The following is a 15,924-nucleotide window of genomic DNA, read 5'->3' on the forward strand; positions in this document are numbered from 1 at the left end:
CACCGTTTAATGGAGACAATATAATATGCCTTTTATAAAGCGGATTTTAATTTGGTGCAGGAACATTCTCATATTCCTGTTTATATCAAGCATATTGGCGGTGGTGGCTTATAAATTCATTCCCGTCTACTATACCCCTTTGATGCTGACACGTTTGTATGATCAGTATAAGGAAGGCAAACCCTGGAAACTGGATCATACCTGGGTCCCGTTATCACAGATTGCCCAGCCATTGGTTCAGGCAGTAGTTGCCTCGGAAGATAACCTTTTTCTGGATCATAACGGTTTTGATATCGAACAGATCCAGAAAGCCCGCGATGAGGCGGAAAAGGGAAAACGCGTACGTGGTGCCAGCACGATCTCCCAGCAGACAGCCAAAAACGTTTTTCTTCTTCCGACTAAAAGCTATATCCGTAAGGGGATCGAGGCCTATTTCACGTTATTGATCGAGTGGATATGGGGAAAAGAACGTATCATGGAAGTCTATCTGAATTCCATAGAGATGGGGGATGGCATCTACGGGGCCGAGGCGGTGGCAAAGGCTCATTTCAAGAAACCGGCTTCGAAGTTGAGTGCCGGTGAAGCAGCGCTGATCGCCGCTTCACTACCCAATCCGCGGAAGTTTAATTCAGGAAAGCCTTCTCCCTACATGTTGAAGCGGCAGGGGCAGATCCTTTCCCTGATGGGAAAACTGATAAAGATCCAGATGGGTTATGGAGCGGGAGAGATCGAAAACAAAAACGGTAAAATTAAAAAGAGAAAAAAATGGAGAGCTTCACTTTTCACGACCTCGGACATATCGATTACACCGAAGCTTTAGCCGTTCAGACGGAAGCGTTTGAGACGTTGATTCAGGCCAAGATATGGGGCGGACAGGGAGAGAATAAACTCTTTTTCTGTGAACATCAGCCGGTGCTGACCATCGGGAAAAGCGGGAAAGACTCGAACCTATTGATCCCTGTGGAGCTGTTGCAGCGCCAGGGAATATCCTTCTTTCATACGAACCGGGGTGGCGATATAACGTATCACGGACCCGGACAAATCACAGGATATCCGGTCTTTGACCTGGAACACTGGCAGTTGGGGCTGAAACAGTATATCCATACCTTGGAAGAAGTTATAATCCGCTTTCTGGCCCTTTACGGGATCAAAGGGGAGCGGTTGGAAGGTGCGACCGGAGTCTGGATAGATCCGGAGGTGAAAGGCCGCGCCCGAAAGATATGTGCTATCGGAGTAAAAAGTAGCCGGTATGTCACGATGCACGGTTTTGCGCTGAATATAAATACAGACCTGAGCTATTTTTCCCTGATTAACCCCTGCGGTTTTACGGATAAGGGTGTTACCTCGCTGGAAAAGGAACTGGGGGGCAAGCAAGACTTTGGGAAGGCGAAAGTACAACTGCATACATTATTTTCAGAACTGTTTCCCTGATGGATTATAAAGTTCATTTTGCCCCGCTACAAGGCTATACCGATGACGTGTACCGGGAAGCCCATAGCCGTATCTTCGGCGGTGTGGAGAACTACTATACCCCTTTTGTCCGTCTGGAGAAAGAGGGGTTCCGTAACAAAGATTTGCGTGACATAGCCCCTGAGCATAATCAGGATGTCCCGGTCATTCCCCAACTGATAGCTGCTACACCTGATGAATTCCGTCGCATTGCTGCATTTTTCCGGGAGAGGGGTTACAGGCAGGCGGATATAAATATGGGTTGTCCGTTTCCTATGCAAGCCCGGTTGCATCGTGGAGCCGGGATATTACCATACAAGGAAGAGGCTGTTGCTTTGCTGGGTACGATCCGCGAATTTCCCGAGATGAGCTTTTCCCTGAAACTCCGTTTGGGATGGGAGCAACCGGATGAGTCTCTGGCACTCTTGCCTTTTATCAACTCTCTTCCCCTGGCACATGTTACTTTGCATCCCCGAATCGGATTGCAACAGTATAAAGGAGTGGTGGATATCGAAGGGTTCTCCCGTTTCTATGAAGCATGTACATTGCCACTCTTTTATAACGGCGACTTGGGTAGTCTGGAAGATATTCACTCGATAACCGATCGTTTCCCAGCGCTGAAAGGAGTCATGCTGGGACGGGGATTGTTATCTCACCCCTGGCTGGCCGCGGAATATGCAAACGGCAAAACTTTATCGGCCACGGAGAAACAGACTCGGTTGGCCGACTTCCACCGCCTGTTGGCTGAGCAATATAGCTTATGCCTGGAAGGGGGAGATCATCAGATACTGGCAAAACTAAAGACACTTTGGGATTACCTATTGCCGGATGCCGAAAAGCGTTTGCGGAAAAAGGTGATCAAAAGCAACAACCTTACTGTTTATTATTCAGCCGTTAAGGAGTTGCTGTCGTAGTAGTATCCATCCGCATCGGAGGGATCGTATCCGTATTGGCGGGAGCGAGCGGGGTTAGTGGAAGTATTTTCCTTCTACGGAAGAATTCGGACAGGTGTGTGAAGTCTTTTTTGAACATGATACCTACGCCCTGAGTAGTCAGCGACTGTTTTAGATACCGGTACATATCATTCGAATGATTATAAGCCTTTAAGCGGATTTCCCCATTCTTAGTCAGTTTATATTCCAGGTCGAATTCTCCGATGAAGTCGTTCTTTTGCGTGCTTTCGGTAGTTCTGTTTTTATAGCCGAAGCTACCGTTAAGCAGTAGACGATTATCCAGTAGTTGGCTGGACAGCAACATTTCAACTTCAGTATCTTGTATGCCATCTTCACTCGTACGGATATTAGTGCCGATTTGTACTTTGTCGGTCAGGCTATTCAGTATACTGGATATCTGGGAAGATATAGCAGAAGAAGCCACGGCACTGAAATCATTTGAACGATAGGCGTTCTGGCTATATTCGGGAGTATTAAACTTATTCAGAACAAGTAAGTAGATGATCTGGCGTGTCATCATATCTTCGGTGTCGATCAGCGATTTCATTTGCCGTTCTATCTCTTCGTTAGAGCCGGGCAGTTCCAGGTCAAACGAGATACTCGGGTTACGTAACATGCCATCGAGGTTAAGCACGCAGTTTACCGGGACATTGGTTCGTGCACTTTGTCGGGCAAGTTCTTCGTCCAGGTCACGCAGGTTGGCAGTCAGGTTATAGATGGCATTTACGTGCATCGTGGCATTGAAAGGGTCGCCGCGGAAGTCGATCGAACTGCCTTCGCGTATCTTAAAGTCTTTGTGTATGATCTGTTGCAGGCTAAAGTTATAGTTACCGCTGACGATACCCATATTGCCATACATACGCAGGTCGGTCTTTGTTCCGTATTCTATCTGCATACTTCCGCTGCAATTACCTGTGATCTTATCGCCGGCTATCGGATCCATGATCAGTTCGATATCAGCCTCGGGAGTTATGTCGAGCAGGAAGTTCATACGTAGTTCGGCACCTTCATCTTCGATGTTTGAGGCGATCTTCAGCGAGTCGTGCGGGAGTGTGCTGTTTGTTACCGACTCCTGTAATTTCTTTTTGTCGACAAAAGTGATGAAGTCGTAATCGGCTGCCGATGTATTGTTCATGAAGTCGAGCGTAACAGCCGTTTTAGGATCGTTACGCATATTGATATCGAAGTTGATCAATTTGTCATTCCCTTTGATAGAAGCGGTTCCGCTACCGAATACTGTTCCATAGATCAGCGGATTGAGTTTGCGGGTAGCGTTGAACACCAGCATGTTGTTTGTCTTGACATTTACATCGAAGCTGACATCCTTGAAATGGTCATGGTAGACATGCATATTGACGATACCCGGATTACCGAACTTATCGTTCACTTTCAGATCCCGCATATTGATGGAGCCTGCATCCATATGGATAGAGTCGGAGAATGTATAGTACGTATTGGTGTATTCTATTCCCAGGCCACCGTCTTCCACATAAGCGTCTCCCTCGACTGTAAGCGCCTTGAAGGGGCCATGCAGGTGGACACTTCCGAACCCGCGTCCCTGAATGTTCTTGGCTACCTTGTCGACAAAAGGATGGAGGAAAGCGATGTTGAGGTCGTTCGCGTCGAAGAACAAGGATAGGCCGGCATTTTTTCCGACCGGGAATATATACCCGCTCACGTCGGTCCACGTCGTATCGTTCTTATAGATGCTGCCGAGCATCAGGATTCCCTGTTGTTCGTCATCCCATTCGCTGAACAGGTTCAGGCGGCCGAGTCCTACCTGGTTGAAGGAGAAGTCTTTTATTTCCAGGTCGGTGTTCAACATACGGCTACCGTACAGGTCGCATATATTAAACGTACCTGTGGCTTTTCCGGCGAATTGCAGGACAGGGATATTCAGTATGTCGAAAATATAGCTGAGTTCAACCTCTTTCAAGTCCATCAGCAAAGTGTCTGTCGGGTTTTTGGAAATGCTTCCGTCCAGCCGCAAGTACTGCTGCTCGTTGGATACCTTGAAGTTGTCGATATCTATCCTGCCATCGGCGATGGTTATTTCCGAAGGATTGATCTTCCAGATCGAATCGTTGAGGACCAACGGGCTTTCGTTCAGGGATATATTCGTCCTTAAGGTGGCAGGTCCCTTTTCATGCTCTTCTTCCGTGAAGAGGGCGGAAGCGGATAGTTCGGCCCTGAATTCTTTTTCTTTGTTGTTGGCCCAACCGATCAGGGTATTGATCCGGTTATCTTTTGCGTCGGCTTTCAGGTCGAGATAGTTGCGGGTCCCTTTCTGGTTATAATTGATCGCTTTGAGTTGCAGGCTTATATCTTCTGTGGGATTGTCGCAGGTCAGGTAGCCGGATTCGAACATCGAATTGCCCAGTTTGAACTTGGGCAGGAAAGCTTCGAAACGGAATTTGTTGTACAAGTTGTTATAGTGTCCGGTGATACGTCCCTGGCTGACCATCGTGAAAGGCAACTTAAGCGTCTGCGAGATACTGTCGGTGTTTTCGACAGTAAGCAACAGGGAGAAATTGTTTTCTTCCACTTTCTGCTTTTTCTGGGTAACGTTGATCAGTGCCGGTATATACCCTTTGAAAGTATTCATAAAGCTCGGCACGATTGTTTTGAACGAATAGGCTCCGGTTATCTCCCCGTTCAGGATATCCGAAGAGATGGTCAGGTGGCGGTCCAGCGAATGTCCGGAGGCAGTCACCAGCAGCTTTTTCAGGAAGAAACTGCTCGGAGCGGTTTTAAACGAGAGGCTGTCTATTGAAATGTTACCTTCCAGATTGTCGATGTTGTTACCGGTAAAGTCGGCGTTCAGCGATAAAGAGATGTCAGGCGATTCGTATTTGTCGATCAGGTTCAGGCTGTCCGGGCGGAAATGCTGGAGGTTGGCCGTAAAATTGAACATCGAGTTTTGTCCTTCGTGCCTGAACATTCCTTCGGCATAGAGTTTGCCGTTCGGGTCGTTCACCTGAACCATTCCGTCGAAGCTGTTCTTTTTGAAGTTACCGGAAAGCTGGATGTCCGTATAAGTATACTTCCTATATTCAACTTCGTCGATATTTGCCTTTATGTTCCCGAAGAAACCGGTGTGTTCATGCCGTTTGGCATCGAGCGAGATACTGAGCTTTGTTTTTCCGTACGGGTTGCCTTCGCCGAATAATTCATCCAGTTGCAGTCCGGGGGTCGAAACATGTCCTTTCAGGTAGGCCGTGATGCCGTTTTCCTTGTCGCTACCGAATATCATATCCGTTTGCACGGAACCGATGGCCGACGAAAACTTTCCGAAAGCAACCAGGTTATCGAAGAAGCCGGAGATCTCACCGGTAAAGTTTACCGTTCCAAGTTTGACGATCGGATCGGGAAGTATGACGGGTTTCTTATTGAAGTTATTCACCAGTCCGGCTATACCGTCGGTCGTGATATACATCTTGTTAACCTGTCCGAAGATGTAAGCCTCTTCGGGGTGGGAGATACCTTTCAGTTCCATTTTTCCGACGAAAAGCATTTTGTCGCTGTACCGTAAAGTCAACCGTTTCAGGTCGATATTATTGATGTATCCGGATGCTTCGGCCGAAAGTTCGATCGTTTCCGTAAAATTCCGGAAGGCAGGGACGAAAGGCGACAAGTCTTTCAGGCATATCTGTGAAGGAGAAATGTTTAGTTCCAGCGGAGCCTGGTTCAACAACTGGGTGACATTCTCAATTTCGTGCATACCGATTTGTGCACGGCTGATTTTCAAATCCGTTTGCGGTAATTTTATTTCGAAGTTGTTGATGAAAGCACTGTCGCGGTTGCTGATGATATTCATCGAAAGTTTATCCAGTTCAAAACCGGAAGCCTCGTTGAAACTCATCTTTTTGATGTTGGCGTTCAGGCTGTCCTTGTTGAAGGCTTTCAGGGATATTTTCGCGCTCAGGTTCTTGATGTCCACATGCTTGGCATTAAACTTGCCGGGGGTAGAGTCGGCACTTTCCACGTCAAAACGGAAGTTTCCGCGCCGGATCAGGATCGAGTTGAAACGCAAGTCGATATTCGGACTCTTCTTCAAGGTGTCTCTGCTGGCGAAAGCATCCAGGACGAATTGGAGGTTCAGCGGACTTTCAGGTGTCTTCTTTTTCAGATTGACCGAGAAACCGAACAGACGCACGGTCGAGAATACGAATTTGCCTTTCAGCAGGGGAAGGGCTTCGAAGCCTGCCGCCACATGGTTCGCTTCGAATAATGTTTTTCCATCCTGGTCTTCGAGGTATAAGTTGTCGAGAACCACACGGTTGAACCACTCGATACTGACATTTCCTATCTTAACAGGCACACCAAGGTGGCTGGATAATTCGGTCGATGCAATGTCGGAAACCCGGTGTTGAACGTACGGTATCTTCAACAAGATGAAGGGCATTGCATAGAATATCCAGAACAGAGTAAGTAGGGTAATGATTATGTATTTGAGTCCTCTGATATCTTTACTATATTTTAAGCACAAATCTACAACAATATCGCGATAGAATTCATTAAATTTGCACAAAAAAACGAGAGAAGAGTATGAGTGTAACAATATTGGGGATAGAATCATCCTGTGATGATACTTCCTCTTCCGTAATACGCGACGGCGTGATGCTGTCGAATGTGATAGCCAGTCAGGCGGTTCACGAAGCATATGGTGGCGTGGTTCCCGAGTTGGCTTCACGCGCTCACCAGCAGAATATCATCCCGGTGGTCGCAGAGGCTATCAAGCGTGCAGGTATCGATAAGTCGGAACTGAGCGCTGTTGCGTTCACACGCGGGCCGGGGTTGATGGGATCTCTGCTGGTCGGTACCTCCTTTGCCAAAGGATTTGCGGCTTCTTTGGACATCCCGATGATCGAGATCAACCATTTGCAGGCGCATGTACTGGCTCACTTTATCAAGGAAATGCCGGAAGACGATCATGCTCCCTCGTTCCCGTTCCTGTGTTTACTGGTGTCGGGCGGTAACTCGCAGATCATCAAAGTGAATGCTTATAACGACATGGAGGTGATAGGGCAGACGATAGATGACGCGGCGGGCGAAGCCTTCGATAAATGTGCGAAGGTAATGGGGCTGGGTTATCCGGGTGGTCCGGTGGTGAACCGGTTGGCCAACGAAGGAAATCCGAAAGCCTTTACTTTCAGCAAACCGCATATTCCGGGGTACGATTATAGCTTCAGCGGGCTGAAAACTTCTTTCCTCTATACCTTGAGGGATAAACTACAGGAAGATCCGGACTTCATCGAAAAGAATAAACGTGACCTTTGTGCCTCCCTTCAGTCGACAGTGATCGATATCCTGATGGATAAGTTGCGCAAGGCAGCGAAAGACCTGAATATAAAAGAGGTGGCGGTGGCCGGCGGTGTTTCGGCAAACTCCGGTTTGCGCGATGCCTTCCTCGACCATGCAAAGCGGTATGGCTGGAGAGTGCATATCCCGAAGTTCGCGTTTACAACAGACAACGCGGCGATGGTTGCCATCACTGGTTATTATAAATTCCTCGATAAGGATTTTTGTCCGATGGACGCTGTTCCGTTCTCACGGGTGGTTATCTAAAAATGTAGGTAATTGCTGTTTACATACATCCTTTAGAAAAAAGAGTTTCATTACAGTGAAACAACTGTTCCATTACAGTGAAACAACTGTTCCATTACAGTGAAACAACTGTTCCATTACAGTGAAACAACTGTTCCATTACAGTGAAACAACTGTTCCATTACAGTGAAACAACTGTTCCATTAGGTTGAAACACTTTTCGAGTTATAAGGGTATGTCTTCAGCGTAGTGATAAATGATCATGAGTAATCAATCAATCAGTGAACAACTAGGAGAACTTCTTCGTTCAAAGAAGTTGTCGATGGGGACGGCGGAAAGCTGCACAGGTGGTCGTATAGCCAATATGATTACACTAGTGGCAGGTAGTTCCGATTATTTTGTCGGGGGAGTTGTCTCTTACAGCAACGAAGTGAAACAGCATGTATTGGGTGTTTCGGAAGAAAGTCTTCGCCAATATGGAGCCGTCAGCCGTGAAGTGGTGGAACAGATGGCGCAGGGAGCGGTCTGTACCCTTGGATGCGACTGTGCAGTAGCGACTTCCGGTATTGCAGGACCCGGCGGAGGAACCCCGGAAAAACCGGTCGGCACGGTTTGGATCGCCGCAGCTTTGAAAGGCGAAGTCGTCTCACATTGTTTTCATTTCGGAACGGTCAGGGCGGAAAATATACAGGCGGCGGCGGATGCAGCGTTGACCCTGTTATTGGATTTGTTACAAAAATAGCATGGATAAATTCATAGAACAACAGCGGGCGGTTTATCCGATGTCCGACGAGGCGATCCGGTTGCTGGTCGACGAGATGGAGGAAGTGGCTTTCTCGAAAGGAGAACTTTCGACGAGGGAAGGCGACCGCGACCCGTTTGTCTGGTTCGTCAAAGAGGGATTGGTCCGGGCGTATGTCGAACTGGATACGAAAGATATCACCTTATGGTTTGCCAGCGACGGCGAAATGATCAATTTTGTTTACCGTGACATCTCGGTCTATAACGTGGAGATGGTGGAGGATACCATCCTGTTCCGTATCCCTGCCACGAAACTGGAAAAACTTTTCGAACAGTCGCACGATATTGCTATCTGGGGATTGAAACTGCTCGACTATTACCTGCGGGAATATGAGAACTATTTTATTAATGACAGTTGGAGTGATGCCCGCGAGCAATATGAAAGTCTGATGAACTCCCGCCCGGACTTGTTTCAGAGAGTGCCGTTGAAACATATCGCTTCCTACCTGCAGATCACGCCGCAATCGTTGAGCCGTATCCGTTCCTCTTCTAAATAAAAAGGGCAAACCGAAATTATCTTATGGTAATTTTTCTCTGAAAAGACCTCCTTACCTTTGCAGCCGGAACTAAAAGCAAGTTGTTTTATGAGTAAGGAAAAAGCTCTCTTCCGCCAGGAAAGAGAGAGATTATTGTTGACAGGTGAGATTCCCCGGTTATTTACAAAGTATGCACTTCCCGGTGTGGCGGGACTATTATTTCTGGGTATCCAGTCCGTGATCGACGGGATTGTGCTCGGACGGTTTGTGGGCGCTAATGCGTTGGCTAGTGTGAATCTGATCTTACCGTGTTATAGTTTGATCTCGGCGTTTGCCATTGTGATGGGCATCGGGGGGCAGACGATTGTCAGTATCAGTCTGGGAAAAGGTGACAAGCAGGAAGCGAACAATGCGTTGCGTTCGGTATTCTTGTTTCTGATAGCCATGTCTTTGGTGGTGAGCCTGTTGATCTATTTATTTGCGGGGGAGATCGCTTCTTTCCTGGGGGCGAATGCTGTGTTGCAGGGGGATGCCGTAGGATATATCCGGGCATTGGTCCCTTTCTTTCCGTTTTTGTGTACGATGTTCTTCGGCGACTATATCATTAAAGCGATGGGGCATCCCTTGTATGCGACTTCGGTCATGGGGACGACCGTGATCCTGAATATTATTCTCGACCTCGTGTTCGTTGCCGTATTGGGTTGGGGCGTGATGGGAGCCGGACTGGCGACCGGTATTGCCTTTACGATCGGTGCTTGCCTGAATGTGCCCCGGTTGTTTTCGCGTCACGAAGTCGTCGCCGTCCAACGTGGACGCTACAATTGGCGGCTGGTATGGAATGCTTTCTATAACGGGTCGTCGGAGGGTATGTCTGAACTATCGGTGGCAATTACCGTTTTCCTCTTCAATATCACGATGATGAAGTATCTGGGTGAAAGCGGGGTGGCGGCGTTTACGGCAATCAATTATATCCTGTTTATCGGAACCACCATATTCCTGGGGATATCGGATGGTATCATACCTATTATAGGATATAACCACGGGGCGAAGAAGCAGGAACGTATCAAGTCGATCCTGGGACTTGCCGTGCGGGTTAATTCTGCGATCGGGATCGGTCTGTTCCTGGTATTGTTATTGTTCGGCGAACAGATTATCGGATTGTTTTTCAACGATCACAGTAGCGAGGCATTTGCCATTGCGTCGCGCGGTGTCTCGATCTATTGCTTTGCCTTTTTATTGTGCGGGCTGAATATTCTGGCATCCAGCTATTTTACGGCTATCGGGAATGCGAAGATATCAATCATTATATCAGCTTTGAGAGGACTCATATTCGTAGGAATCGGTATACTTGTCCTCCCCGCTGTATTCGGTATCGACGCCATCTGGTATGATATACCGATCGCTGAGATTTGCACGTTGTCAGTCTCTTACTGGCTGGTGCGCAAGTCGTTAAAGAGATAAGGTCGACATACTGGCAGCCTACTCTTCTCCGGTCTTTTCATTCTCTTTTTTGTCTTGTTGCAAAGACTGAATATTTTTAGCATTAAGAGGGGTGACTACTGGCTGTCCTGTCTTTTCCTCCAGCTCCAACCTGGCGTTGCGTGCTACTGTAGCTCCTTGTCGGGCTACTTCAGAGTGCTCATCGAAAGAGTCCGGACCTATGGCTTCCGAGATCTCTTTCGTTGAAAGCTCTGCAAGCATGTTTAGAACTAATTCTTTGTTAGTCATGTTATCACGCAGGTTCTCTTTCTTCAGGTTCTTGAATTGTTTGTATTCTTTTGCTGTTTTTCCCGCCCATGTCTTATAAATAATATCTGTAAGAGTAGCGAATTGTACGCCTTCTTCCAGGCCGTGACGTTTCCATTCATCAGTCAGGTCTTTACGTATCTCGATGCTTTTAAGACGTTGGTTGATCCAATTGTCGGAATAGCCCAAACGTTTGTAATCGCTCATAGCCTGTTCGATGGATAATTCCGGGTCTTGCATCTGTTCAAGGCGCTCTTTTGCTACTTGAGCCATCCAAAGTTTAAAAGGCTCTGCTTTAGGCGAAGGGACAGACTGGATCAGGCGGAAAAGTTGCTCGGTGGTGGCTACGTCGGTTAGACGCATTTTGCCATCTGTGGCGGGCAACTTCAAAGCGTTACAATTTGTAACGGTTTCATTTCCCTCGTCTAATAGCCTTTTTTTCAACACTCGCCAGTATGTTGATGGATTTTTACTATCCGTCAATACGGCAATTACGTCCACTATGGAAAAATACCATTCTTCCGTTTCGCTATCCCATACGGTGCGTACTTTTTTTTCTTCAAAGATTTTGATTGCATTCTGTTGTGTCATAACTTACTGTCTTTATATCTGTAGCTTTAATCCTCGGCTATTGTTTTTGCTATTAACTGATATCCTTTCTCGTTCGGATGCAGGCCGTCGTTGAAAAGCGATTCGTCGATCTTGCCGGTGGGCAGGAGCAAGGTGGTTCCGGCATCGCTGAACAGGCAGTTTTCCTCGTTTGCCATTGTGCGGATTTGCCGGTTGATGTTTTTCACCCAATCCTCGTGTTCCCGGCGGGGAAGGATACCGATCATTTTGACCGTCGCTTTCGGTTGGCGGTTACGGATAGCCCTGATGAGGAAACGCAGACCTTCTACAATATCTTTGTCCGGGCTTATTCCCATATTGTTCGTTCCGATCATCAGGACAACTTTATCCGCTTCATATCCATCCAGCTCACCGTGGTAGATGCGCCAAAGTACGTTCTCTATACGGTCGTAACCGTATCCCAGATTTTGGAATCCGGCCGGTTCCATGATCTTCTTCCAGCTTTTTGCGCCGCTGCTTCTCGGTCCTGCCGGTTCTCCTCCCCAGAAATGAGTGATCGAGTTGCCGAGGATGACGGCTTTGGGCGGGTTTTGCTCGATATGCTTCAATATGTCGCGATGGCGGGTCTGCCATTCGTAATTGTTCGGTTCGCGACGTTGGGTAACAGGTTGGGTCGTCGGGCGGTCTCCTACCGGCAGCCGGAGGATGTCGCGTACTTTCTTTTCAACGGCTGTCGCTTGGTAGGTGGCTCCGAGGTCGGAAGGATGTACGTAGTCAACCCAGGCATCGGGCGGATAGTTCAGTTCTTCGTGTGTCAGGTAATACAGGTCTTTGACACCGGCCTGCAATAAGGTTTCGTATCCTTTGCGTGAAGCGGCGTTCAGGCGGGTGTACGATTCGTATTGTCGCTGGTCGCTGGGTGCGTTGCTGTAACCGGCATGTTCTACCAGGAGAATCGGGGCGTTCCGTTTTTCCCGGATCTGTTTTACGGCGGCGATCACCAGGTCTGTTACTTCCTGATCGGTCTTTTGGGTGAGGTTAGGCAGGCAGTCGAGGATATAGATGCGGGCATCCTGTTCGATGACGTAATTCAATACGTTTTTTTCCAACTGCCCGTTTCCGGAAAATCCCAGGTTGATCAGCGGATAGCCCAGGGTACGTTGCAGGATGTTCGCCCACGCCATAGCCGGACGTGAGGAGCAAGCGCCCTGTGCGATGGAAGTACCGTAAAGGACGACCGGCTTCTCCGGCGATTGAGGAATGAAAGTCAGTTCGGTCCCTTCCGGTGTGCCGATCTCCATCCACTTGATACTATTATATAAAGGTAAGTAGAGCCTGTATTCAAACCCACGGTTATGGAACTTGTCTTGTCCCAGGTTCGTATAGCTGTATCGGATCGTATCCCCGAATGAGTAGTTACCGAAACAGAAACTCCACTTGCCCTCGCTGTCGATGCTGTACAGGTCGAGCCCCGATACACCGGTCGATTGCATGTGTGGCATAGCATACCCGCCGCTTACCTGGTAACGTACGGTTATCTGGGGGGAGTTGCAGTAAAAATGAATAGCCAGTCCGGCAGAGTTGCGGGAAAGGTTCCAAAGCGGTTCCCTGACTTCGGCCTTTGCCCGGTCGGGCAGGCGTACATAGGTCTGTCCGATCTCATCGGGCCAGCCCTGGTTCTGGATCACAGGGAAACCTGCGTCCATCGGATTTTGCCATTTCCATTCTGCCCCGGCAGAGAGGCATACCATACATAGAATAAAGATACTCAACAGTCTTTTCATACGTCGATCTATTTGTTTATGATGCTTTTGATACGATATTGACAAAGATAATACAAAATTGGAATTTTTATTTTCGTTTATTCGTGTATATTTGCCTCAGTTAAAAACAAAAAATTAGATACCATGAAAGTACAAGTATTGCTTACTTTCCTGTTGTTGGGAAGCATGCCTTTATTGGCGCAGAAAAGTTATCAGTTGCAGTCGCCCGACAGGAAACTGCACACTGTAGTGACAGTTGGAGATAATGTAGAGTTCTCATTGAACCATGACGGGACGGAGGTGCTGGCTCCTTCTGCCATATCCATGACCTTACAGACCGGCGAAGTGTTGGGAGGTGACAACCCTAAGGTTTCGAAAGTGACGAAAGGCTCCGTCGATAAGTCGATCCCGTCGCCGTTTTATAAGAAATCGGAAGTAAGCGATATATATAATGAGATGACGATCGCTTTCCGTGGCGATTACAGTATCGTGTTCCGCCTGTATAACGACGGTATGGCCTATCGTTTCGTGACGAAGAAAAAAGGAGATATGATTGTGAAAGATGAAGAAGCATCCTATAACTTCTCTACCGACCATAAGACCTTCGCCGCTTATGTGAACAGCACCAAGCCGACTTTCGAAGAACAGTTCTCCAATTCGTTCGAGCAACCTTATCATAACGAACCGATCACCAAGCTGAACGACAAACGCCTGCTGATCCTGCCGTTCCTGGTCGATCTCGGAAATGGAAAGAAAGTTTGTATCACAGAGGCCGACCTCGAAAGTTATCCGGGTATGTTCCTGAATAACACGACAGATAAGCCTTCTTTGAAATCAGTCCATGCCCCGTATCCGAAGGTAAAACAGCAAGGCGGACATAACCAGTTGCAGATGCTGGTTAAGGAACGCGAAAATTATATAGCCAAGACGAAAGGAAACCGTTCTTTCCCCTGGCGTGTGTTCGTTGTTTCGGAAAACGACAAGCAGTTGGCGGATTGCGATATGGTATATCGCCTGGCAGCTCCCTCCCGTATAAAGGATATCTCCTGGATCAAACCGGGTAAGGTTGCCTGGGATTGGTGGAACGACTGGAATATTTCCGGAGTCGATTTCCGTGCCGGTATCAATAACGAAACGTATAAATATTATATCGACTTCGCTGCCGACCATGACATCGAATATGTGATCCTCGATGAAGGATGGGCTGTAAACCTGAAAGCTGATTTATTGCAGGTGATCCCGGAAATCGACTTGAAGGAGATTGTATCGTATGCTAAATCGAAGAATGTGGATATTATCCTGTGGGCCGGTTACTATGCCTTCGACCGGGATATGGAAAATGTGGTGAAACATTATGCCGATATGGGGGTAAAAGGTTTCAAGGTAGACTTTATGGATCGTGATGATCAGGAAATAATTGACTTCCTGTATCGTTCGGCGGAGACTTGTGCCCGCTATAATATGTTGGTCGACTTCCACGGGATCTGTAAACCGACCGGGTTGCAGCGCACCTATCCGAACGTGATCAATTATGAAGGTGTGAACGGACTGGAGCAAATGAAGTGGTCGCCCGAATCGTATGATATGGTTACTTACGATGTGACTTTCCCGTTCATCCGTATGGTGGCCGGTCCGGTAGATTATACACAAGGGGCTATGCGTAATGCGATCCGTCAGAACTACCGTCCGGTTTATTCCGAACCGATGAGTCAGGGGACACGTTGCCGCCAGTTGGCTACTTATGTGATCTTCGAATCGCCTTTGAATATGCTGTGCGACAATCCGACGAATTATATGCGTGAAAAGGAATGTACGGAATTTATAGCAGCTATCCCCACCGTATGGGAAGAAACCCAGGTGCTCGATGCAAAAGTGTCCGAATATATAGCAATGGCTCGCAAACATGGCGACAACTGGTATGTGGGTGTCCTCACCAACTGGGAACCACGTGAACTGGAGCTGGATCTTTCTTTCCTGGGTGACGGCGATTACAAGCTGGAACTGTTTAAAGATGGCATCAATGCCGACCGTGCTGCCAGCGATTACAAAAAAGAGATCATCCCCGTCCCGGCTGATCGTAAGCTGAAAATCAAGATGGCTCCGGGCGGAGGGTATGCTGCCAAAATCTGTAAATAATCAATTATAGATTGGAAGAAAGGTCAGGTCTGAACCATCTTCTGCATATAATAAGCATTCGAACCGTCCGCATAATAGTTATAAATTATGTGGACGGGCTCGAATCCGTTTGTTAGATAAAGACTGATAGCGGCTTCGTTGGTCACATTTACCTCCAGTGTGATCTTTTTGAGTTGATGCGACCGGGCAAACCCGATCGCCTTTTCCATCAGTAATTGTCCTAACTTCCTGCCTCTGGCATCCGGATGAACGGCTATGGAATAAATACGTAGGTTATGAGTACGGGCATTCGATATCAACGAACTGTATGCAATCACTTTCCCCTTATCCGTAACAACATAAAAGATCCCTTTTGCCTGGGTAATAAGGTATAAGAACTGTCTCCTTGAAAAACTGTCCGCACCGAAACAAATTGTTTCTATTTCCAGTATAGAATCGAGATCCGAACGGACTGCCTGCCTGATTTCCAACTCTTTCTCCATA

General features: G+C 47.7%; 12 protein-coding genes. 8 read left to right on the plus strand and 4 right to left on the minus strand.

All coding sequences use genetic code 11. The features are described from left to right. The first annotated feature begins 25 nt into the window (after positions 1-25). Genes mtgA through M1P97_RS02175 form a run of 3 tightly spaced genes read left to right on the plus strand, consistent with a single transcriptional unit; the run spans position 26 to position 2,363 of the window. On the plus strand, positions 26-820 hold the full coding sequence (gene mtgA / locus M1P97_RS02165; protein ID WP_249388263.1) for a monofunctional biosynthetic peptidoglycan transglycosylase: 795 nt from the start codon (positions 26-28) through the stop codon (positions 818-820). Beyond that, positions 766-1,431, plus strand: coding sequence for a lipoyl(octanoyl) transferase LipB (lipB, locus tag M1P97_RS02170; RefSeq protein ID WP_195372787.1), 666 nt, complete (start codon positions 766-768; stop codon positions 1,429-1,431). The genes mtgA and lipB overlap by 55 nt, the downstream gene beginning before the upstream one ends. Beyond that, on the plus strand, positions 1,431-2,363 hold the full coding sequence (locus M1P97_RS02175) for a tRNA-dihydrouridine synthase family protein (protein ID WP_195372786.1): 933 nt from the start codon (positions 1,431-1,433) through the stop codon (positions 2,361-2,363). The genes lipB and M1P97_RS02175 overlap by 1 nt, the downstream gene beginning before the upstream one ends. Here the strand turns inward: M1P97_RS02175 and M1P97_RS02180 are convergent. Beyond that, positions 2,344-6,807: a translocation/assembly module TamB domain-containing protein gene (locus M1P97_RS02180; RefSeq protein WP_249388264.1), complete on the minus strand. Its 4,464-nt coding sequence runs from the start codon at positions 6,805-6,807 to the stop codon at positions 2,344-2,346. The genes M1P97_RS02175 and M1P97_RS02180 overlap by 20 nt on opposite strands. 143 nt (positions 6,808-6,950) lie before the next feature. On the opposite strand from M1P97_RS02180, the gene tsaD reads away from it, so the two are divergent. The 4 genes from tsaD (at position 6,951) to M1P97_RS02200 (ending at position 10,687) form a co-directional block, all read left to right on the plus strand. Then, positions 6,951-7,970 (plus strand): tRNA (adenosine(37)-N6)-threonylcarbamoyltransferase complex transferase subunit TsaD, encoded by a 1,020-nt coding sequence (gene tsaD, locus M1P97_RS02185; protein WP_249388265.1) that lies wholly within the window; start codon positions 6,951-6,953, stop codon positions 7,968-7,970. Positions 7,971-8,211: 241 nt separating this feature from the next. Next, positions 8,212-8,691 (plus strand): CinA family protein, encoded by a 480-nt coding sequence (locus tag M1P97_RS02190; protein WP_394803871.1) that lies wholly within the window; start codon positions 8,212-8,214, stop codon positions 8,689-8,691. Position 8,692: 1 nt separating this feature from the next. Further along, on the plus strand, positions 8,693-9,247 hold the full coding sequence (locus M1P97_RS02195) for a Crp/Fnr family transcriptional regulator (RefSeq protein ID WP_249388267.1): 555 nt from the start codon (positions 8,693-8,695) through the stop codon (positions 9,245-9,247). Positions 9,248-9,334: 87 nt separating this feature from the next. After that, the gene (locus M1P97_RS02200; protein ID WP_249388268.1) at positions 9,335-10,687 is read left to right on the plus strand and encodes an MATE family efflux transporter; all 1,353 of its coding nucleotides are present in this window, start codon (positions 9,335-9,337) and stop codon (positions 10,685-10,687) included. An 18-nt stretch (positions 10,688-10,705) separates the two neighbouring features. Here the strand turns inward: M1P97_RS02200 and M1P97_RS02205 are convergent, their stop codons facing one another. Together M1P97_RS02205 and M1P97_RS02210 are read right to left on the minus strand one after the other, a co-directional pair. Continuing rightward, the gene (locus M1P97_RS02205) at positions 10,706-11,563 is read right to left on the minus strand and encodes a BRO-N domain-containing protein (RefSeq protein ID WP_249388269.1); all 858 of its coding nucleotides are present in this window, start codon (positions 11,561-11,563) and stop codon (positions 10,706-10,708) included. 26 nt (positions 11,564-11,589) lie between these two features. After that, a complete protein-coding gene (locus tag M1P97_RS02210; RefSeq protein ID WP_249388270.1) occupies positions 11,590-13,326 on the minus strand; it encodes an SGNH/GDSL hydrolase family protein in 1,737 nt (578 codons plus the stop codon). A 123-nt stretch (positions 13,327-13,449) separates the two neighbouring features. Between M1P97_RS02210 and M1P97_RS02215 the strand changes: the two genes are divergently transcribed. Beyond that, complete coding sequence (locus M1P97_RS02215; RefSeq protein WP_195372779.1) at positions 13,450-15,441, plus strand: glycoside hydrolase family 97 protein; 1,992 nt, start codon at positions 13,450-13,452, stop codon at positions 15,439-15,441. Between the two features lie 23 nt (positions 15,442-15,464). Here the strand turns inward: M1P97_RS02215 and rimI are convergent, their stop codons facing one another. Next, positions 15,465-15,923: a ribosomal protein S18-alanine N-acetyltransferase gene (gene rimI, locus M1P97_RS02220; RefSeq protein ID WP_195372778.1), complete on the minus strand. Its 459-nt coding sequence runs from the start codon at positions 15,921-15,923 to the stop codon at positions 15,465-15,467. Position 15,924 lies beyond the last annotated feature (1 nt).

Origin of the sequence: Parabacteroides leei (assembly GCF_023369805.1) — a bacterium.
GTDB classification, from domain to species: Bacteria; Bacteroidota; Bacteroidia; order Bacteroidales; family Tannerellaceae; genus Parabacteroides; species Parabacteroides leei.